This is a genomic window from Herbiconiux sp., from assembly GCF_023264895.1.
Classification (GTDB): Bacteria; Actinomycetota; Actinomycetes; order Actinomycetales; family Microbacteriaceae; genus Herbiconiux.
The window spans coordinates 8113-27201 of sequence record NZ_JAHFUY010000061.1 but is presented as its reverse complement, the minus strand read 5'-3'; the positions used below and the strand labels follow the sequence as shown (position 1 = coordinate 27201).

The following is a 19089-nucleotide window of genomic DNA, read 5'->3' as shown; positions in this document are numbered from 1 at the left end:
CGGTCATCGGCAGCGCTCCGCCGATCCACCGCTCGAGCTCCGCCCCGTGCAGCAGGTGCGGCCGCGGCTCACCGAGCAGCTCCGGGCGCTCCGTCACCGCGAGCGGCGCGTCGCTCGCCACCACCACGACGTTGCCGAGCGGTCCTTCGTCGTCCTCGGGCTCGAAGTCGAGCACCACGGCCACGTGCGCGAACAGGCCCGCGAGCGTCGCCGCCTGCCGGCGGGCGTAGTCGAAAGGATGCCCGTCGAGCAGGTTCACGGCCACCACACCGCCCGCTGCCAGGCGGGCCGCGACGAGCGCGTAGAACTCCCGGCTGGCGACGTGGGCGCGGATGATCGCGGCGTCCCACAGGTCGACCACCGCGAAGGCGGCGTCCTGCCACGGCGGTGCAACCGGTGCGGAGGCGATCTCGCGGGCATCCCCGTAGAGCACGTCGATGCCGTTCGGCTCGGGCAGCGGCAGCGCCTCGAGCACGGCCTCGAGCACCTCGCGCTCGAACTCCACCACGACCTGCTCCGAGCCGGGGCGCGTCACCTCCACGTAGCGCGGCACCGTGAGGCCACCCGCTCCCAGGTGCGCGACCCTCAGGGGAGCGCCGGCGGGCGCGACCGCATCGATCATCCGGCCGATGTGGCGTATGTACGGGTAGGCGAGGCGACGCGGATCCTGCAGGGAGACGACCGACTGCGCGACACCGCCCACCGAGAGCTCGAAGCTGCGGGTCGCTCTGTCGACCTGCCGGAGCTTCACCTTCCTCCGGTTGATCCGAAGCGAGAACGACCGGCGATCCGAGGGCACCCGCACAGTGTACGCGGGCCGGGCCGTCGCCCAGCCGCGGCACGGTAGCCTCGACGGGTGGCTCATCTCCTGGGCGCTGAGGCGCTCCATCTCGAATATCCGACCAGGGTCATCTTCGATTCCGTGACCGTGGGCCTGAACGAGGGCGACCGCATCGGCATCGTCGGCCGGAACGGCGACGGCAAGTCGACCCTGCTCTCCCTGCTCTCCGGCCGCATCGAACCCGACAGCGGCCGCGTGACGCGCCGACGCGGCGTGACGCTCGGGATGCTCGACCAGGCCGACACCGTCGACTCCACGAAGACGGTGGCCCAGGCCGTCGTCGGCGACCTCGACGAGCACGAGTGGGCGGGCGACCCGCTCGTCCGCGACGTCATCGGCGGCCTCCTCGGCGACGTCGACTGGAACGCCGTCATCGGCACCCTCTCGGGCGGCCAGCGTCGCCGGGTCGCGCTCGCGGCACTCCTCGTGGGCGACTGGGACGTCGTCTTCCTCGATGAGCCCACCAACCACCTCGACGTCGAGGGCATCGCCTGGCTCGCCCAGCACCTGAAGCGCCGCTGGCCCGCGGGCTCCGGAGGGCTCGCGGTCGTGACGCACGACCGGTGGTTCCTCGACGAGGTCTCCACCGACACCTGGGAGGTGCACGACCGCATCATCGAGCCCTTCGAGGGCGGTTACGCGGCGTACATCCTGCAGCGGGTCGAGCGTGACCGCATGGCTAACGTCATGGAGTCGAAGCGGCAGAACCTCATGAAGAAGGAGCTCGCGTGGCTCCGCCGGGGAGCCCCCGCCCGCACCTCGAAGCCGAAGTTCCGCATGGACGCGGCGGCCGAGCTGATCGCCGACGAGCCTCCCGTGCGCGACACCGTCTCGCTCACCCAGATGGCCACCGCCCGTCTCGGCAAGGACGTCGTCGACATCCTCGACGTCTCGGTCTCGTTCGGCGACAAGCTCGTGCTCGAGGGCGTCGAGTGGCGGATCGCGCCGGGCGAGCGCACGGGCATCCTCGGCGTGAACGGGGCCGGCAAGTCGACCCTGCTCGGTCTCGTGACGGGAGCGGTCGAGGCCACGACCGGGCGCGTCAAGCGCGGCAAGACCGTCAAGATCGCCACCCTCACCCAGCAGCTCGCGGAGCTCGAGGACGTGAAGAACGATCGCGTGAGCGAGGTCATCGGCCGCTACCGCACCTCCTACGTGGCCGGGGGCAAGGAGCTCACGCCGGGCCAGCTGCTCGAGCGCCTCGGCTTCACGAGCGCGCAGCTGATGACCCCGGTGAAGGACCTGAGCGGAGGCCAGAAGCGCCGCCTGCAGCTCCTGCTGATCCTCCTCGACGAGCCGAACGTGCTCATCCTCGACGAGCCCACCAACGACCTCGACACCGACATGCTCGCGGCCCTCGAGGATCTCCTCGACTCGTTCCCCGGCACGCTCCTCGTGGTCTCGCACGACCGGTACCTGCTCGAGCGCGTCACCGACCAGCAGTACGCGGTGCTCGACCACCGCTTCCGTCACCTCCCCGGCGGCCTCGAGCAGTACCTCACGCTGCGCTCGCAGGGGGCGGGCTCGGCGGATGCGCGTGCGCGCGACCGCGGGCCCGGCGGCACCTCCTCGAGCCTGCCCGCAGCGGGTTCCGGCGGTGCTGCGGCCGCCACGACCGCGTCGGGCGCTCCGGCGCTCACGGGTGCCGAGCTCCGGAACGCGGAGAAGGAGCGCTCCTCGCTCGAGCGCAAGATCAACAAGCTCACCGGCCAGATCGACACCCTGCACCACCGCATCGCGGAGTTCGACCAGTCCGACTACGTCGGCCTCGGCGCCCTCACCTCCGAGCTCCAGACCCTCGAGTCCCAGATCGCCGACCACGAGACCCGCTGGCTCGAACTCTCCGAACTCCTCGACTGATCACCGATCCGGCAGTTCGTCCCGCTTTGGCGAGCGCAGAGCGGGACGAAGTGCCGGGTCGGGTCAGGCCATCTCGATGCTGAGGCGGCGGAGGAGGGCCGCGAGGCGCTCCTGGTCGACTTTGTTGAGGCCCGAGAGGAGCTCGGACTCGGCCGCGACCAGGTGGGAGATGGCGGCGTCGACGCGGTCGCGGCCCTCCGGGGTCATCGACACGAGCACGCCGCGGCCGTCGTTGGGGTCGGTGCGCCGCTCCACGAGCCCCCGCCGCACCATCCCGTCGATGCGGTTCGTCATGGTGCCGCTCGACACGTAGGTCTGCTCGAGCAGCGCCTTCGGGCTGAGCTCGTGCGGGCCCCCGGCGCGGCGGAGCGCGGCGAGCACGTCGAACTCCCACGTCTCGAGGTCGGCGGTGGCGAAGGAGGCTCGGCGCGTCCGCTCCAGCTGCTTGGCGAGCCGCGACACCCGCGAGAGCACCTTGAGCGGCGAGAAGTCGAGGTCGGGGTGCTCACGCATCCACGCCTCCACGATCTCGTCGACCGTGTCGCGCGGATCCCTGGTGCTCATCCCCCCATTATCCCCAGCCCGGGTCTGGCAGACTGGTTCATTGCATCGGACACCCGGTGTTCCGCCTTGGTGTAATGGCAGCACGACAGCCTTTGGAGCTGTTAGGTCTAGGTTCGAACCCTGGAGGCGGAGCAGCGCGCCGGCGCGCGAACAAGGAGGCACCGCATGACCGACACCCGACTCGCCATCATCGTCCTGGCCGCCGGCCAGGGCACGAGAATGAAGTCGTCCACCCCGAAGCTCCTGCACGAGATCGCGGGGGTGCCCCTCATCGGTCACGTGCTCGCCACCGCCGGGCAGCTCGACGCCGCTTACACGGTGAGCGTGGTGCGGCACGAGCGCGACCGCGTGGTCGAGGTCATCCACGACCACTTCCCCTCCTCCCTCGTCGTCGACCAGGACGAGCTGCCCGGCACCGGCCGAGCCGTCGAGCAGGCGCTCACCGCCCTGCCGGACGACTTCGACGGCGACGTGCTCGTGGTCTCGGGCGACGTGCCCCTGCTGGACGCCGCGACGCTCGCAGACCTCATCGAAGGCCACCGCGCGAGCGGCGCCAAGGCCACCCTGCTCTCGGCAGAGCCCGACGACGCGACAGGCTACGGCCGCATCGTGCGCACCGCGGACGGCATGCTCGACCGCATCGTCGAGCAGAAGGACGCGACCGACTCCGAGCTCGCCCTCCGCGAGATCAACGCGGGCGTCTACGTCTTCGGCCTCGCCGAGCTCCGCGACCAGCTCGCCCAGGTCACCACGGCCAACGCGCAGGGCGAGAAGTACCTCACCGACGTCATCGGCCTCCTCCGCCGCGCCGGATCCGACGTGGCCGCCGTGCCCGTCTCCGAGTCGTGGCTCGTGGCCGGCGTCAACGACCGTGCGCAGCTCTCCGAGGCGGCCGCGAAGCTCAACGCGCTGATCGTGCGCGGCTGGCAACTGAACGGCGTGACGGTGCAGGATCCGGCGACCACCTGGATCGACCTCAAGGCGAGCCTCGCCCCCGACGTGACCCTGCTCCCCGGCACCCAGATCAAGGGTGCCACGAGCATCGCGAGCGGTGCCGTCGTGGGGCCCGACACCACGCTCGTCGACTGCGAGGTGGGGGAGGGCGCCGTCGTGAAGCGCACCGACGCGACGCTCTCGGTGATCGGCCCGCGCGCATCCGTCGGCCCGTTCGCGTTCCTCCGCCCCAACACGGTGCTCGACGAGGACGGCAAGATCGGCACGTTCGTCGAGACGAAGAACTCGCACATCGGCGCCGGCAGCAAGGTGCCGCACCTCTCCTACATCGGCGACACCGAGGTCGGCACCGGCTCCAACGTGGGGGCGGGCACGATCACGGCGAACTACGACGGCGTGAACAAGCACCGCACCCAGGTGGGGTCGCACGTGCGCACCGGATCGCACAACGTCTTCGTCGCCCCGGTTAGGATTGGTGACGGCGCCTACACGGGGGCCGGAACGGTGGTCCGGAAGGACGTTCCGGCCGGTTCGCTCGCGATCAACGTGGCGCCGCAGAGGAACATGGCCGGGTGGGTCGAGTCGAATCGGCCCGGATCGGACGCCGCGACGGCCGCGCGAGCAGCGGGGCCCGACGGTGCAGGGCACGAGCAGGCCGAATCGGCCGTACAGAGCGGAGAATAGGTGTCCGGAATCAAGGCCAGCGGAGAGAAGAGTCTCGTCGTCGTCTCAGGACGAGCGCATCCGAAGCTGGCGGAGGACATCGCGGCCGAACTCGGCACCGACCTCGTCGAGACCGAGGCGCGCACGTTCGCCAACGGTGAGCTCTACATCCGCTACGGCGAGAGCGTGCGCGGCAGCGACGTCTTCGTCATCCAGTCGCACACCGCCCCCATCAACGAGTGGCTGATGGAGCAGCTGATCATGGTCGACGCCCTCAAGCGCGCGAGCGCCAAGCGCATCACCGTGGTCGCACCGTTCTACCCCTATGCCCGCCAGGACAAGAAGGGCCGCGGCCGCGAGCCCATCTCGGCCCGCCTCGTGGCCGACCTCTTCAAGGCCGCGGGCGCCGACCGCATCATGTCGGTCGACCTGCACGCCGCGCAGATCCAGGGCTTCTTCGACGGCCCCGTCGACCACCTCTTCGCCATGCCCGTGCTGCTCGAGCACATGCGGAAGTCGCTCGACCCCGCCACCCTCACGGTCGTGAGCCCCGACATGGGTCGCGTGCGCGTCGCCGACATCTGGAGCGACAAGCTCGGTGTGCCGCTCGCCATCATCCACAAGCGCCGCGACCCGCGGGTGCCCAACCAGGTGAGCGTGCACGAGATCGTCGGAGACGTGAACGGCCGCGTGTGCCTCCTCGTCGACGACCTCATCGACACCGGCCGCACCATCGTGGCCGCCGCCGAGGCGCTGAAGGCCAACGGGGCCACGGGCGTCGTGGTCGCCGCCACCCACGCGGTGTTCTCCGACCCGGCCACGCAGATCCTGCAGTCGGAGTTCATCGACCAGGTCGTCGTCACCGACACCCTCCCGCTTCCGCCCGAGAAGCACTGGGACCGCCTCACGGTGCTCCCCATCGCCCCCCTCATCGCCCGAGCCATCCACGAGGTCTTCTCCGACGGCTCGGTCACCACCATGTTCGACGGAGACGCCTGATGGCCGACATCGCCACCTTCACCCCCGCAGCCGGCTCGATCACGATGTTCTCGACCAGCTGGTGCGGCTACTGCGCCCGGCTGAAGTCGCAGCTCGACAAGCAGGGCATCGGCTACACCGAGGTCAACATCGAGGAGGTCGAGGGCACGGCCGAGCTCGTGGCCGCGGTCAACGGCGGCAACCAGACGGTTCCGACCGTCGTCTTCCCCGACGGCTCGACCGCCACCAACCCGTCGGCCCGTGAGGTCGCCGAGCGGATCGGCTGACCCCGTGGCCGACCGCACCCCCTGGTCGCTCTCGGGTGCCCTCCGGGGCATGTTCCAGAAGCGCACCATCGACGCCGACACCTGGAACGATCTCGAAGACGCCCTGCTGAAGGCCGACTTCGGCCCGACCGTCACCGAGGAGGTCGTCGACGACCTGCGCGCTAAGGTGCAGCGCTACAACACGACCGACCCGCGCGACCTGCAGCGGATGCTCCGGGAGTCGATCGAGGAGCGCCTCTCGAAGTACGACTCCACGCTCAAGCTCACCGAGCGGCCCGCCGTGGTGCTCGTCGTGGGCGTCAACGGCGTGGGCAAGACCACGACCATCGGCAAGTTCGCCCGGTTCCTCAAGACCTTCGACCGCACCGTCGTCGTGGGCGCGGCCGACACCTTCCGCGCCGCCGCCGTGGAGCAGCTCGCCACCTGGGCCGACCGCGCCGGTGCCGCCGTCGTGCGCCCGCAGCACGAGGGGCAGGATCCGGCGTCGGTCGCGTTCCAGACCATCGAGATGGCCAAGCGCACGGGCACCGAGATCGTCATCATCGACACCGCCGGCCGCCTGCAGACCAAGGGCGGTCTGATGGACGAGCTCGGCAAGATCCGCCGCGTCATCGAGAAGCAGGCGCCCGTCGCCGAGGTGCTGCTCGTGCTCGACGCCACGACCGGGCAGAACGGGCTCGCGCAGGCGGATGCGTTCATCCAGCACGCGGGCGTCACCGGCCTTGTCATCACCAAGCTCGACGGCTCCGCCAAGGCCGGCTTCGTGCTCGCCGTGCAGGAGAAGACGGGCATCCCGATCAAGCTCGTGGGGCAGGGCGAGGGGATCAACGATCTGACGGGGTTCACGCCGCACGTCTTTGCGCAGAATTTGGTGGGTTGAGCCGGTCCTTGCCCGGCTCAACGGCAGCATGTTCGGCTCCGGTCGCTTCGCGGCCGGGGCCTCACTCTGGGTACAGCGGGTGGGCCCAGCGGCTTTCGGTCGGGTTAGGTGGGGGCGACTCCAGCGTGCTTCCCGGGGTGTTGTCTAGGCGCTCGCTAGGACGTGCTCGCTAGGAACTCTTTCAGGAGGGGGATGACTTGGGGGTGGCGGGGGGGGTCGCCGTGGGTGGCGGTGGCGAGGGGGTGCAGGGTGGAGTCGGGCAGGAGGCCGTGCACGTGCTCGGCGGCGCGGAGGCGCTCGGGGTCGCGGGTGCCGGCCAGCAGCAGTACGGGCGTGGGGAAGGCCGCGATGGCGGCATCCGTCACGCGCACGTCGCCGTCGTTGGCGCGCATGTAGGCGGCGAGGGCCGCTCCGTCGTTCGCTTCGAAGGCCTGCCGGGTGAGCGGGTCGACCGGGTGCCCGGATGCCCGTTCCCAGTCGGCGAGGAACGCCGGCATCCCGCCGCGCTCGAGCGAGGCCACCGCGCCCTCGAAGAAGACCCTGTCGAAGGCGCCGCGGCCGGTGCCCGGTGCTCCGCCGAGGCTCGTGAAGCTCGCGAGCCGCTCGGGGTGCTCGGCGGCGAGCGAGAACCCCACGCGCGCGCCGAGCGAGTAGCCGAGGTAGTGGGCGCGCTCGATGCCGGCCTCGTCGAGCACGGCGAGCACGTCGGCCTGGAAGCGGTCCATGGCGTACGACGCCTCGTCGTGCGGCTTGCCGCTCCGCCCGTGCCCGCGAAGGTCGAGGGTCACCACGGGGCGCTCGGGGCTGAAGGCCTTCAGGTAGCCGAAGCCGCGCCAGATGGCCTGCGAGAGAGCGGTGCCGTGCACGAGCACGAGCGGAACGGCCCCAGGGTCGGCGGTCTCGGATGCCTGGGTCACGCGGTAGGCGATCCGCACTCCGTCGAGGGGGTTGGCTGCGGCATCCATCCCTCCACGCTACCGGCGGGGAGCGGCCGCAGCCGCTCAGGCCACCGACCACCCGCCGTCCGAGGGCAGGATGACGCCGTTCACGTTCACGCCGTCGTCGCTCAGCAGGAACGTGATCGAGGCGGCGAGGGCGTCGGCCTCCACGGCATCCGGCAGCAGCGTCATGGCCTGGCGCACGCGCTGGGCCCCGAGGGGTGAGGCGAAGGTCGCCTCGATGTTCGTGATCGTGGGGCCGGGGGCGACCGCGTTCACGCGGATGCCGCTCGGCCCGTACATGAACGCCGTGCTCTTGGTGAGTCCTGCCACCGCGTGCTTCGAGGCCGTGTACGCGACCCCCGCGGCCGAACCGCGGAGGGCGGCCTCGCTCGCGGTGTTCACGATCGAGCCGCCACCCTGCGCGAGCATGGCCGGGATGACCGCGCGCATGAGCTTCATGGTGCCGTCGACGTTGATGGCGAATACGCGGCTCCACACGGCGTCGGTCACCTCGCCCACCGGTGTCATGTCGTCCATGATGCCGGCGATGTTGGCGAGGCCGTCGATCCGCTCCCCGGCGGCGGCCACGATCGAGGCGACGCGCGCGTCGTCGGTGATGTCGGCGACCACGGTCACGACCTCGGCATCCGGATGCTCCGCCACGAACTCGTCGAGGCGCTCGGCCGAGATGTCCACGGCGACCACCCGGCCGCCCTCGCGGGCCACGCGTGAGGCCGTGGCGCGGCCGATGCCGGAACCCGCACCCGTGACGATGACGGTGCGCCCGGCGAACCGGCCGGAGTCGATCCGCTCGACCCACTCAGGGCGCTCGACGGCGACGGCTCCGAGCTCGGTCTCGGCGGTCTCGGCGTCGCTGACGTCGGCGTCTCCGCCGACCCCAGCCGCCCCAGCGCCCTCGCCCTCGCCGCCCCCGCCCGCGCCGCTCTCGCCGCCGCCCTCGCCCACGCCGCCGGCCTCGACCCGCGCCACCAGCCCGTCGATGATCTCCTGCGTGAACTGCCCCTTGCTCAGCTTCACCAGCCGCTTCAGGGCGAGCCGGCGCACCGGCCGCAACGCGTCGGCGCTCTGTCCCGACTGCGCGAGCAGCTCCCGCAGCACGGGCCCGCCGATCGGGTCGTCGAGCCAGGTCGAGATGGAGGAATCGCCGCTGAGGGGGCTGGGGGAGGAGGCCATGGTCGGGTTTCGCTTTCTGGTCGGGAGCTACCGGACAACTTTGTCCGCAAGTAGGCTACACCCCGTGCCTGCGGTGTCGAAAGCGAATCGTGGCCCGAGTGCCGGGCCCGAGAATCGGCGCGCACTCGTGTCGGCCGCACGCGAGATCTTCGTCGACACCGGACTCCACGCACCCCTCAGCGCGGTGGCCAAGAAGGCGGGTGTCGGCCAGGGCAGCCTCTACCGCCACTTCCCCGATCGCGTGAGCCTCGCGGTCGCCGTCTTCGACGAGAACATCGAGGAGCTCGAGGCCCTCGCGGAGCGGCCGGAGTCGTCGCTCGACGACCTGCTGGCCCTCATCATCGAGCAGGCCCTCGTCTCGAAGGCGCTCATCGACCTCATCACGGCCGACATCGACGACCCGCGCGTCGCCCACCTCGGCACCCGCGTGCAGGACGTCGTCGACACCCTGGTGGCCCGCGACCGCGAGGCCGGACTCCTCGCCGCCCACGTCACAGGTGCCGACGTCATGCTCGCCGTCTCCATGCTCGCCGGAGTGCTCGGCTGGACCCCGGCCGATCGCCGCCCCGACACCGCGCGCCGCGCGTGGGCCCTCTTCCACTCCGCCTTCAGCGGGCCCAGCGCTGCCCCCACCACACCAGGGGCTGCAGCGACTTCATGAGGTCCGCCCCGCGATCCGTGAGCGAGTAGTGAATCTGCACCGGCGTCGTGGCGATCACCTCCCGGTGCACCAGCCCGGCCTCCTCGAGCTCCTTGAGTCGCTGCGAGGCCAATCGGTCCGACAGGCCCGTGACGGTCGCCACGATCTCGCTGAACCGGCTCGACCCCTGCGCCACGGCCAGCAGGATGCCCGAGCTCCAGCGCTTGCCGACGAGCTCGACCGAGGCCTGGAACCGCCGGCACTCGGCGTCGTCGATGTGGTGCCAGATGGGGGTGGATGCGGAAGAAGATGTCGGGACGGTCTCGATGCTCACTCACCTATAGTAAGCGGCTAATGGCCCGGTTGGTGCATCCGGTGCCCACTGCGAGCATGGAGGCATGCCCCACTACGGTCACCGTCTGCAGTTCGGAACCTTCATCACCCCCGTGAACGCGCCGCCCGCGGCCGCCGTGCAGCTGGCCGAGCTCGCCGAGTCGCTCGGCTTCGATCTCGTGACCTTCCAGGACCACCCGTACCAGCCCGGCTTCCACGACACGTGGACCCTGCTCACCTGGATCGCCGCGCGCACCGAACGCGTGCACCTCGCGCCGAACGTGCTCAACCTCCCGCTCCGGCAGCCCGCCGTGCTCGCGCGCTCGGCGGCGAGCCTCGACCTGCTCTCGGGCGGCCGGTTCGACCTGGGCCTCGGCTCCGGTGCGTTCTGGGACGCGATCGTCGCGATGGGCGCAGAGCGCCTGACCCCCGGCCAGGCCGTGGACGCGCTGTCCCAGGCGATCGACGTCATCCGGGGCATCTGGGATGCGGGGGAGCGCTCGCCCCTCCGCGCCGGAGGCGAGCACCACCGGGTCGACGGCGCCAAGCGCGGTCCGCTCCCGGCACACGACATCCCGATCTGGCTCGGCGCCTACAAGCCGCGCATGCTGCGGCTCACGGGCCGGAAGGCCGACGGCTGGCTCCCCTCGCTCGCGTACCTGCAGCCGGGCGACCTCGAGCGCGGCAACGCCGCCATCGACGAGGCGGCCGAGGCGGCGGGTCGCGACCCCCGCGAGATCCGCCGCCTGCTCAACATCGGCGGCGGCTTCACCGCGCCCGCGGCGAGCGGCGGGCTCCTCACCGGTCCGAGCGCTCAGTGGGTCGACGAGCTGCTGCCGCTGGTGGTGGAGCAGGGCGTGAGCACCCTCATCCTGGCCGCCGACGACCCCGCCACGATGCAGCAGTTCGCACTCGAGGTGGTGCCCGCCCTCCGCGAGGCGGTCGACCGCGAGCTCGGCGGAGACAGCCGCACCGAATCGCCCGTGCGGCGCGCGAGTGCGCTGGCGCTCCGCCGTGAGGGGATCGACTACGAGGGGCTCCCGGCGTCGCTCGTGGCCCGTGCGGTCGAGCCGGGCGACTCCGCCTTCGCGCGGGTGCGCTCCACCTACCTGCGCGGTGGTTCGCCGGGCGTCGTGCTGCAGCCGCAGTCCGTCGCCGAGGTGGTGGATGCGCTCGCCTTCGGCCGCGCGCATCCGCACGTCCCGCTCGGGGTGCGGAGCGGTGGCCACGGCATCAGCGGCCGTTCCACGAACGACGGCGGCATCGTGATCGACCTCTCCCGCCTCACTGCCATCGAGGTGCTCGACGAGGAGCGCCGGCTGGTGCGGATCGAGCCCGGCGCCCGCTGGATGGACGTCGCGGCGGCTCTCGGCACGCGCGGCTGGGGGCTCAGCTCGGGCGACTACGGCGGGGTCGGTGTGGGCGGCCTCGCCACGGCGGGCGGCATCGGCTGGCTCGCCCGCGAGCACGGTCTCACCATCGACCACCTGCGTGCCGCCGTCGTCGTGCTCGCCGACGGCTCGGTCGTGCGGGCGAGCGAGACCGAGCACGCCGACCTGTTCTGGGCCGTGCGCGCTGCGGGCGCCAACATGCGCATCGTCGTGTCGTTCGAGTTCGAGGTCGACGAGGTGGGCGAGCTCGGCTGGGCCCAGCTCGCGTTCGACGCCTCGGAGACGGCGGAGTTCCTCGAGGGCTGGGGCGCGCTCGTCGAGGCGTCGCCGCGCGACCTCACGAGCTTCCTCATCATGGGAGCCCCCCGCCGCGGTCAGCCGGCCGTGGCCCAGACCATGACGGTGGTCGACTCACCCGATGCCGACACGATCCTCGAGCGCCTCCAGCCCTTCGCGGCCCTCGCTCCGCTCGTGCAGCAGTCTGTGCAGATCACCACCTACCCGGCGCTCATGGCGAACGCGCAGCCCGGACCGCACGACGGCCGCGGCGAGCCTGCGACCCGCTCGGGCCTGATCGCGCACATCACGCCCGAGTTCGCGGCAGCGGCTGAGCGGATGCTCGCGACCGGCCAGGTCTACTTCTTCCAGATCCGCTCGGTCGGCGGCGCCGTCTCCGACGTCGATGCCGCCGCGACGGCCTACGCCGGCCGGGCCGCCAACTTCTCCGTCATCGCCTTCGGAGCGGACCGCCGGCAGCTCGACGCCGTGTGGGACGAGCTGCACCACCACTTCGACGGCCTCTACCTGAGCTTCGAGACCGACCTCCGGGCCGAGCGGATCACGGATGCGTTCCCGCCCGCGACCCTCGAGCGGCTGCGATCGCTCAAGAGCCGCTACGACCCGACGAACGTCTTCCGCGACAACTTCAACGTGGCGTGACCGGCCGATCCTGTTCGTCGCGCGCGTCGCGCTCTTCGGCGAAACGTCCGGCGACCTCCTCGAGCACGGCCTCGCGCCCGGCGTAGATCCCCTCGGCGCGGGGCCAGTGGCTGATCACGTCGGTGAACCCGAGCTCGGCGGCCCGGCCGCAGAGCTCCTCGTAGCGGCCGGCGCTCTCGAGGGAGAACACCCCTCCGGAGTCGAGCGAGAGGTAGCGGTCGAGCGAGAGCGGATCGCGCCCGCCCGCCACCGCGGCCTCGTCGAGGCGCGCCGAGAGCTCGGCCACCGCCCGCCACCACTGCTCGCCCGTGAGGCCGTCGCCACCCGTGGTGACCCAGCCCTCGGCGGCCCTCGACACGAGCGCGAGGCCCTTGGGGCCGTTGGCCGCGAGCACGAACGGCATGCGGGGGCGCTGGGCCGGCTCGCCCACCATGCGGGCGTCGCGCGCCGTGTACCAGGCGCCGTCGAACGAGAAGCCGGCGCCGGCACCGGAGCTCTCGTTCTGGTCGGTGCTCTCGAAGCGCAGCAGCTCGTCGAGACCGTCCACGAACTCCGTGAACCGCTCGTGCCGCTCCCGCGGGCTGAGCGAGGCCTGGCCCAGCACGAAGGCGTCGAAGCCCGTGCCGCCGCTGCCGAGACCCGCGATCATGCGCCCACCCGAGATGTCGTCGAGCGTCGCGAGCTCCTTCGCGAACGTCACCGGATGCCGGAAGTTCGGCGAGGCCACGAAGGTGCCGAGCCGGATGCGTTCGGTCACCAGCGCGGCGGCCGTGAGCGTGGGCACGGTGGCGCCCCACGGCTCGCCGACGAGCGACCGCCAGCTCAGGTGGTCGTAGGTCCAGGCGTGGTCGAAGCCCAGGCTCTCGGCCCGCTGCCACTTCTCGCGGGCGGCGGGCCAGGGGTCCTGAGGGAGGATGACGATTCCGTGGCGCATGCGCCCAGTGTGCCAGCCACCGCCGACACCCGTCACGTTGCCGTCGCCCCGCTCGGCTCCGCTCCGCTCGGCTCCAGCCGACCTGCGCCGCGGGTTCAGCTGCGCCGGGCGTCGGCCTCGTCGAGCTCCAGCTCCTCCGCGAGCTCCTCGCGCCGCGGGAGGGCCGCGAACGACCCGGTGGCGGTCATCGACCCGGCCATCCGGTCGCGCGCCCCGAACTCCACCCGCAGCCGCCACCGCGATCCGCTTCGCACCCGCAGCCGCGCGTCCCGGTACACCACGAGCCACCCCACCCCGAGCGCGAACGCCGCCACACCCGCCAGTGCGGCCACCCCGAGCGCCCAGCGCGGCCCGAGCGTGTTCGCGACGGCGCCGAGCAACGGTGCACCGAGCGGGGTGCCGCCCACGAAGATCGCCATGTACAGCGCCATCACGCGCCCGCGCATGACGGGGTCCGTCGTCGTCTGCACGGTCCCGTTGGCGGTCGTCATGAGGATCTGCCCGGCGAACCCGATCAGCACGAGCGCTCCCGCGAACAGCCACGCGCTCGGTGCGATCGCCGCGAGCAGCGCGAACACGCCGAACGCCGCCGACGCCAGGAACACCAGTCGCAGCCGAGGCTTGTCGCGACTGGCCGAGACGAGGGCTCCCGCCACCGATCCCACGGCCATCACGGCGGTGAGCAGCCCGAAGCCCGCGGAGTCCAGGCCGAACTCCACGGTCGCCATCGTGGAGGTGAAGATCGGGTAGTTGAAGCCGAAGGTGCCCACGACGAACACGATGAGGAAGACGATCACGAGATCGGGCCGCCCTCTGACATACCGGAACCCCTCGAGCAGCTGCCCCTTCGCCCGAGGCGCCCGCACGGCCGGCACGAGCCGCGACGGCCGGATGAACCGCAGCGACACGAGCACGGCCGCGAACGTGATCCCGTTCACGATGAACACCCAGCCGGCCCCGATCAGCACCACGAGCACACCGGCGATCGCCGGCCCGATGGTGCGTGCCGCATTGAACGACGCCGAGTTGAGCGCCACCGCGTTCCCCACGTGCGCGCCCGAGACGAGCTCGGAGACGAACGTCTGCCGCACCGGGGCGTCGATCGCCGACGCGATGCCGAGCAGCAGGGCGAACGCGTACACGATCCACAGCTGGGCGAGCCCCGTCACCACGATCACTCCGAGGCCGAGCCCCAAGATGCCCATGGCGGCCTGGGTGGCCATGAGCGTGCGCCGTCGGTCGAGCCGGTCGGCGATGAGTCCGGAGAAGGGCACGAGCAGCAGCTGCGGCCCGAGCTGCAGGGCCATCGTGATGCCCACGGCCACGGCGTCGTGGTCGGTGAGCTCGGTCAGCACGATCCAGTCCTGGGCCGTGCGCTGCATCCAGGTGCCGATGTTCGACACGAGTGCGCCGGCGAACCAGATGCGGTAGTCGATGCTCGCGAGCGAGCGGAACATCGCGCTCATGCTCTCGCCATCCCCGTAGTTATCATCCGCTAACTAGTATCGCACGGGACCCTTGGAGCGGGCCGTACAGCAGGCGCCCCGCCCGAGCGAATAAACTGGCTGCACGATGGCTACTTTTGGAAATCTCTCGGACAGGCTCGCCGAAACCTTCAAGAACCTCCGCACGAAGGGAAAGCTGAGCCCCGCGGACGTCGATTCGACCGTCCGCGAGATCCGCCGCGCCCTGCTCGACGCCGACGTCGCGCTCGAGGTCGTGAAGGAGTTCACGGGCAAGGTGCGCGAGCGCGCGCTCGGCGACGAGGTCAACCGGGCGCTCAACCCCGCCCAGCAGGTCGTGCAGATCGTCAACGAGGAGCTCGTGCAGATCCTCGGTGGTCAGCAGCGCCGGCTCGAGTTCGCCAAGCGCCCGCCCACCATCATCATGCTCGCGGGCCTCCAGGGTGCCGGTAAGACCACCCTCGCGGGCAAGCTCGCCAAGTGGCTCGCGAAAGACAACCACACGCCGCTCCTGGTCGCCGCCGACCTCCAGCGCCCCAACGCCGTCAACCAGCTGCAGGTCGTGGGAGGCCAGGCGGGCGTGCCCGTCTATGCACCAGAGCCCGGCAACGGTGTCGGCAACCCCGTGCGCGTCGCGAAGGACTCGATCAAGTTCGCGGTCGACAAGCAGTACGACACGGTCATCATCGACACCGCCGGCCGTCTCGGTGTCGACGCCGACATGATGAAGCAGGCCGCCGACATCCGGAAGGCCGTGAGCCCCGACGAGGTGCTCTTCGTGATCGACGCCATGATCGGTCAGGACGCCGTGGCCACCGCCCGCGCCTTCCAGGAGGGCGTCGACTTCACCGGTGTCGTGCTCACGAAGCTCGACGGCGATGCGCGCGGTGGCGCCGCCCTCTCGGTGGCCTCCGTCACCGGCCGCCCCATCATCTTCGCCTCCACGGGTGAGACCCTCGACGACTTCGAGCCCTTCTACCCCGACCGCATGGCGTCCCGCATCCTCGACCTGGGTGACATCCTCTCCCTCATCGAGCAGGCCCAGTCGGCCTTCGACGAGGAGGAGGCGCGCGCGGTCGCGGAGAAGTTCGCGACCGACTCGTTCACGCTCGACGACTTCCTGAAGCAGATGCAGCAGCTGCGGAACGTCGGCTCCATCAAGAAGATGATGGGGATGCTCCCGGGCGCCGGTGGCCTCAAGCAGCAGCTCGAGAACTTCGACGAGAAGGAGATCGTGCGCACCGAGGCGATCATCCAGTCGATGACCAAGGCGGAGCGCGCCAACCCCAAGCTCCTCAACGGCTCGCGGCGCCTCCGCATCGCGCGCGGTTCCGGCATGACCGTCACCGACGTGAACTCGCTCGTGCAGCGCTTCGAGCAGGCCTCGAAGATGATGAAGACGGTGGCCAAGGGCGGCATGCCCAACGTCCCCGGCATGGGCCCCATCCCGGGCGCCGGCTTCGGCGGAGGCCGCGGCAAGCCGCAGGCCAAGAAGAAGAGCGGATCGCGTTCGGGCAACCCCGCGAAGCGCGCGGCGGAGAACGCGGCGCGCGCGTCGGGGGAGAAGCCGGCCGTCGCGGCCGGCACCTCGGGAGGCGCCGGCTTCGGCCTCGGCTCGAAGGCGGCCGACGGCACGCAGAACCCGAGCCCCGAGGAGCTCGAGGCGCTGCAGCGCTTCCTCCGCTGAGACAGGACCTCGGAGGTCCTGTCACGCGGGCCGTCACGGTGCCTAAGCTGACACCATGACGACTCCTTCCCGCCCTGTGCGCATCGGCGTGCAGATCGCACCGCAGCACTCCGACTACCGTGCCATCCGCGACACGCTCGCCGCCCTCGAAGACCTGGGCGTCGACATCGCCTTCAACTGGGACCACTTCTACCCGCTCTCCGGCGAGCCCGACGGCCTGCACTTCGAGGGCTGGACCATGCTCGCCGCGTGGGCCGAGCAGACCTCGCGCATCCAGTTCGGACCGCTCGTGACCTGCAACAGCTACCGCAACCCCGAGCTCCTGGCCGACATGGCCCGCACCGTCGACCACATCAGCGCCAAGAACCCCGGCGACGAGGGGCGACTCATCTTCGGCATCGGCTCGGGCTGGTTCGAGCGTGACTACGACGAGTACGGCTACGAGTTCGGCACCGCCGGTCAGCGCCTCGACGCGCTCTCGGAGGCGCTGCCGCGCATCGAGTCGCGCTGGTCGAAGCTCAACCCGGCGCCCACGCGCGACATCCCCGTGCTCATCGGCGGTGGCGGCGAGAAGAAGACCCTTCGGATCGTGGCCGAGCACGCCGACATCTGGCACTCCTTCTCCGACGTCGAGACCCTCGAGCGCAAGCTCGTCGTGCTCCGCGAGTGGTGCGACAAGGTGGGGCGCGACCCCTCCGAGATCGAGATCTCGACCGGCACCATCAGCTCGCAGACGAGCGACCGCGCCCTGCTCGACCGCCAGCTCGAGGCCGGCGTCACCCTCTTCACCCTCGGCATCTCCGGCCCCGACCTCGACCTCTCGGGGGCGAAGGAGCTGCTGGCTTGGCGGGACGCGCTCTAGCTGCTGTGCGGGTCGTGCTGCGCGCGGCCCGCACAGGTCGCGCCGGTCCCTGCCCGGCGCGACGCGACATGTGAGGGTGCGGTCGCTTCGCGGCCGCGCCCTCACCCCGGGTCGTCGAGTACGGCCCGCGGCGGGCCCGCTCGCGCCGCCGTGCTGCGCAGGCGAACACTCGCCACCCACACTCACAGGCCCAACCGCGGTGGCGTAGTCCACCCGCGATGGCGAAGCCACCCCCACAGAAGCCCCACGCCGATCCCACGTGACGGGCCGTACTCGACGACCCAGCGTGAGGCCGTCGCCGCGAAGCGACGACAGCCGAACATGTCGCGTCGCGCCGGACAGGGACCGGCGCGACCTGAGCCGGCCGCGCGCAGCACGACCGGCTCAGCAGCTAGCACAGCCGGCTCAGCAGCTAAGACAGCCCGTGGCGGAGCTCCTTGGTCAGCGAGGCCACCACCGCCCGGAGGCTCCCGCCGTTCTGCTCCGCCACGCGGAGCTGGCGCTGGTAGCTGGCACCGTGGTCGAGGATGAGGTTGACCTGGTCGAGCTCCGCCGCGCAGCCGAGCCGCTCGGCGACCGGGGCGAGGCGTTCGAGTTCGCCGCGCACCGCATCCGTCACCAGCTGCTCGTCGCCCGCGGCGTTGAGGATGATCTCGGCCTCCATGCCGTAGCGCGCCGCCCGCCACTTGTTCTCGCGCACGAACCAGGGCTGCATGGTGGGCAGCTCCTCGCCGTCGTCGAGGCGCTGGGACATGTCGTCGACGAGGCACTGGATGAGGGCTGCGACAGCGCCGATCTCCTCGGGGCTCGACAGGCCGTCGCAGGCGCGCATCTCGACCGTGCCCCACTGGGGGCTCGGCCGGATGTCCCAGCGCACCTCGGTGTGGTCGCTGATCACGCCGGTGCGGATGAGGTCGTCGACGTACTCCTCGTAGTTCGCCCAGCTGCCGAACTGGTACGGCAGGCCCGCCGTCGGAAGCTGCTGGAACATGAGCGCCCGGTTGCTCGCGTACCCGGTGTTGACACCGCCCCAGAACGGGCTCGAGGCGCTGAGGGCCTGCAGGTGCGGGTAGTAGTTGAGCAGGGAGTTGACGATCGGCAGGGCCTTCTCGCGGTCGTCGATGCCGACGTGCACGTGGATGCCCCAGATCATCATGTTGCGGCCCCACCACTGCGTGCGGTCGATGAGCTTGTGGTAGCGCTCCTTGTCGGTGACGGTCTGCTCGAACCACTGGCCGAACGGATGCGACCCGGCGCACATGAGCTCGACGTCGAGCGGATCCGTGATGGCACGCACCTCGGCGAGCTGCGCCTGCAGGTCGTCCACCGCATCCGCCACCCGGTGGTGCACGCGGGTGACCAGCTCGACCGTGTTGAGCAGCAGCTCGCCCGTGATCTGGGGGTGATCCGATCCGCCTGCCCCCTGCAGCGCCTCGAGCACGTCGCCCGCCACCGAGACGAGATCGCCGGAGCTCTGCTCCACCAGAGCCACTTCCCACTCGATGCCGAGAGTGGAGCGTTCCGACTCGGTGAACCTGATCTCCATGCACAGCCTTCCCAGAATTACCGCATCGAGCGCGTTATCTGTCAGAATAGCCAGTCGAGTCTGTTCTCGCCCGACCCTCTAATCAGGCGGACAGATTCCCTTAGAGCTTTTGCCGAGTGTGCCCCCACGCTC

General features: G+C 70.9%; 17 protein-coding genes and 1 tRNA gene. 10 read left to right on the top strand and 8 right to left on the bottom strand.

Annotation, left to right across the window (positions count from 1 at the left end):
* The coding region (locus tag Q0D57_RS12285) for a fused MFS/spermidine synthase (RefSeq protein ID WP_291044025.1) at positions 1-799 on the bottom strand (799 nt) is incomplete at its 3' end.
* A 57-nt stretch (positions 800-856) separates the two neighbouring features.
* On the opposite strand from Q0D57_RS12285, the gene Q0D57_RS12280 reads away from it, so the two are divergent.
* Complete coding sequence (locus Q0D57_RS12280) at positions 857-2701, top strand: ABC-F family ATP-binding cassette domain-containing protein (protein WP_291044022.1); 1845 nt, start codon at positions 857-859, stop codon at positions 2699-2701.
* 63 nt (positions 2702-2764) lie between these two features.
* Here Q0D57_RS12280 and Q0D57_RS12275 read toward each other — a convergent pair whose 3' ends face one another.
* Complete coding sequence (locus Q0D57_RS12275; RefSeq protein WP_291044014.1) at positions 2765-3265, bottom strand: MarR family transcriptional regulator; 501 nt, start codon at positions 3263-3265, stop codon at positions 2765-2767.
* A 60-nt stretch (positions 3266-3325) separates the two neighbouring features.
* Here Q0D57_RS12275 and Q0D57_RS12270 point away from each other — a divergent pair.
* From Q0D57_RS12270 to ftsY, 5 genes are all read left to right on the top strand, one after another.
* A tRNA-Gln gene (locus tag Q0D57_RS12270) sits at positions 3326-3397 on the top strand.
* A gap of 33 nt (positions 3398-3430) precedes the next feature.
* On the top strand, positions 3431-4903 hold the full coding sequence (gene glmU / locus Q0D57_RS12265) for a bifunctional UDP-N-acetylglucosamine diphosphorylase/glucosamine-1-phosphate N-acetyltransferase GlmU (RefSeq protein WP_291044011.1): 1473 nt from the start codon (positions 3431-3433) through the stop codon (positions 4901-4903).
* A complete protein-coding gene (locus tag Q0D57_RS12260) occupies positions 4904-5881 on the top strand; it encodes a ribose-phosphate diphosphokinase (RefSeq protein ID WP_291044008.1) in 978 nt (325 codons plus the stop codon).
* Positions 5881-6147: a mycoredoxin gene (locus Q0D57_RS12255; RefSeq protein WP_259524876.1), complete on the top strand. Its 267-nt coding sequence runs from the start codon at positions 5881-5883 to the stop codon at positions 6145-6147. The genes Q0D57_RS12260 and Q0D57_RS12255 overlap by 1 nt, the downstream gene beginning before the upstream one ends.
* 4 nt (positions 6148-6151) lie before the next feature.
* Complete coding sequence (gene ftsY, locus Q0D57_RS12250) at positions 6152-7027, top strand: signal recognition particle-docking protein FtsY (RefSeq protein ID WP_291044004.1); 876 nt, start codon at positions 6152-6154, stop codon at positions 7025-7027.
* Between the two features lie 155 nt (positions 7028-7182).
* Here ftsY and Q0D57_RS12245 read toward each other — a convergent pair whose 3' ends face one another.
* Positions 7183-7992 carry an alpha/beta fold hydrolase gene (locus Q0D57_RS12245; RefSeq protein ID WP_291044001.1) on the bottom strand — a complete coding sequence of 270 codons (810 nt, stop codon included), beginning with the start codon at positions 7990-7992 and terminating at the stop codon, positions 7183-7185.
* Between the two features lie 36 nt (positions 7993-8028).
* Complete coding sequence (locus tag Q0D57_RS12240; RefSeq protein WP_291043998.1) at positions 8029-9162, bottom strand: SDR family NAD(P)-dependent oxidoreductase; 1134 nt, start codon at positions 9160-9162, stop codon at positions 8029-8031.
* A gap of 127 nt (positions 9163-9289) precedes the next feature.
* Here Q0D57_RS12240 and Q0D57_RS12235 point away from each other — a divergent pair, with 127 nt between their 5' ends.
* Positions 9290-9823 (top strand): TetR/AcrR family transcriptional regulator, encoded by a 534-nt coding sequence (locus Q0D57_RS12235; protein WP_291043995.1) that lies wholly within the window; start codon positions 9290-9292, stop codon positions 9821-9823.
* On the opposite strand, the gene Q0D57_RS12230 is transcribed toward Q0D57_RS12235, so the two are convergent.
* The gene (locus Q0D57_RS12230; RefSeq protein ID WP_291043992.1) at positions 9771-10136 is read right to left on the bottom strand and encodes a helix-turn-helix domain-containing protein; all 366 of its coding nucleotides are present in this window, start codon (positions 10134-10136) and stop codon (positions 9771-9773) included. The two genes, Q0D57_RS12235 and Q0D57_RS12230, sit on opposite strands and share 53 nt — an antisense overlap.
* Before the next feature lie 64 nt (positions 10137-10200).
* On the opposite strand from Q0D57_RS12230, the gene Q0D57_RS12225 reads away from it, so the two are divergent.
* On the top strand, positions 10201-12465 hold the full coding sequence (locus Q0D57_RS12225; RefSeq protein ID WP_291043990.1) for an LLM class flavin-dependent oxidoreductase: 2265 nt from the start codon (positions 10201-10203) through the stop codon (positions 12463-12465).
* On the opposite strand, the gene Q0D57_RS12220 is transcribed toward Q0D57_RS12225, so the two are convergent.
* Positions 12452-13399: an LLM class flavin-dependent oxidoreductase gene (locus Q0D57_RS12220; protein ID WP_291043987.1), complete on the bottom strand. Its 948-nt coding sequence runs from the start codon at positions 13397-13399 to the stop codon at positions 12452-12454. The two genes, Q0D57_RS12225 and Q0D57_RS12220, sit on opposite strands and share 14 nt — an antisense overlap.
* A 95-nt stretch (positions 13400-13494) precedes the next feature.
* A complete protein-coding gene (locus Q0D57_RS12215) occupies positions 13495-14865 on the bottom strand; it encodes an MFS transporter (protein WP_291043985.1) in 1371 nt (456 codons plus the stop codon).
* Positions 14866-14971: 106 nt separating this feature from the next.
* On the opposite strand from Q0D57_RS12215, the gene ffh reads away from it, so the two are divergent.
* Positions 14972-16549, top strand: coding sequence for a signal recognition particle protein (gene ffh / locus Q0D57_RS12210; RefSeq protein ID WP_291043972.1), 1578 nt, complete (start codon positions 14972-14974; stop codon positions 16547-16549).
* A 55-nt stretch (positions 16550-16604) separates the two neighbouring features.
* The gene (locus Q0D57_RS12205) at positions 16605-17411 is read left to right on the top strand and encodes an LLM class F420-dependent oxidoreductase (RefSeq protein WP_291043969.1); all 807 of its coding nucleotides are present in this window, start codon (positions 16605-16607) and stop codon (positions 17409-17411) included.
* A gap of 412 nt (positions 17412-17823) precedes the next feature.
* Here Q0D57_RS12205 and Q0D57_RS12200 read toward each other — a convergent pair whose 3' ends face one another.
* Positions 17824-18957, bottom strand: a complete 1134-nt coding sequence (locus Q0D57_RS12200; RefSeq protein ID WP_291043963.1) for a glutamate--cysteine ligase — start codon at positions 18955-18957, stop codon at positions 17824-17826.
* Between the last annotated feature and the right edge of the window lie 132 nt (positions 18958-19089).

Bases quoted from the DNA above. Each gene is read 5' to 3' on its own strand.
- Q0D57_RS12205 (WP_291043969.1), top strand. From the start codon at position 16,605: ATGACGACTCCTTCCCGCCCTGTGCGCATCGGCGTGCAGATCGCACCG.
- Q0D57_RS12215 (WP_291043985.1), bottom strand. From the start codon at position 14,865: ATGAGCGCGATGTTCCGCTCGCTCGCGAGCATCGACTACCGCATCTGG.
- ffh (WP_291043972.1), top strand. From the start codon at position 14,972: ATGGCTACTTTTGGAAATCTCTCGGACAGGCTCGCCGAAACCTTCAAG.
- Q0D57_RS12245 (WP_291044001.1), bottom strand. From the start codon at position 7,992: ATGGATGCCGCAGCCAACCCCCTCGACGGAGTGCGGATCGCCTACCGC.
- Q0D57_RS12240 (WP_291043998.1), bottom strand. From the start codon at position 9,162: ATGGCCTCCTCCCCCAGCCCCCTCAGCGGCGATTCCTCCATCTCGACC.
- Q0D57_RS12200 (WP_291043963.1), bottom strand. From the start codon at position 18,957: ATGGAGATCAGGTTCACCGAGTCGGAACGCTCCACTCTCGGCATCGAG.
- Q0D57_RS12275 (WP_291044014.1), bottom strand. From the start codon at position 3,265: ATGAGCACCAGGGATCCGCGCGACACGGTCGACGAGATCGTGGAGGCG.
- Q0D57_RS12255 (WP_259524876.1), top strand. From the start codon at position 5,881: ATGGCCGACATCGCCACCTTCACCCCCGCAGCCGGCTCGATCACGATG.
- Q0D57_RS12225 (WP_291043990.1), top strand. From the start codon at position 10,201: ATGCCCCACTACGGTCACCGTCTGCAGTTCGGAACCTTCATCACCCCC.
- glmU (WP_291044011.1), top strand. From the start codon at position 3,431: ATGACCGACACCCGACTCGCCATCATCGTCCTGGCCGCCGGCCAGGGC.
- Q0D57_RS12220 (WP_291043987.1), bottom strand. From the start codon at position 13,399: ATGCGCCACGGAATCGTCATCCTCCCTCAGGACCCCTGGCCCGCCGCC.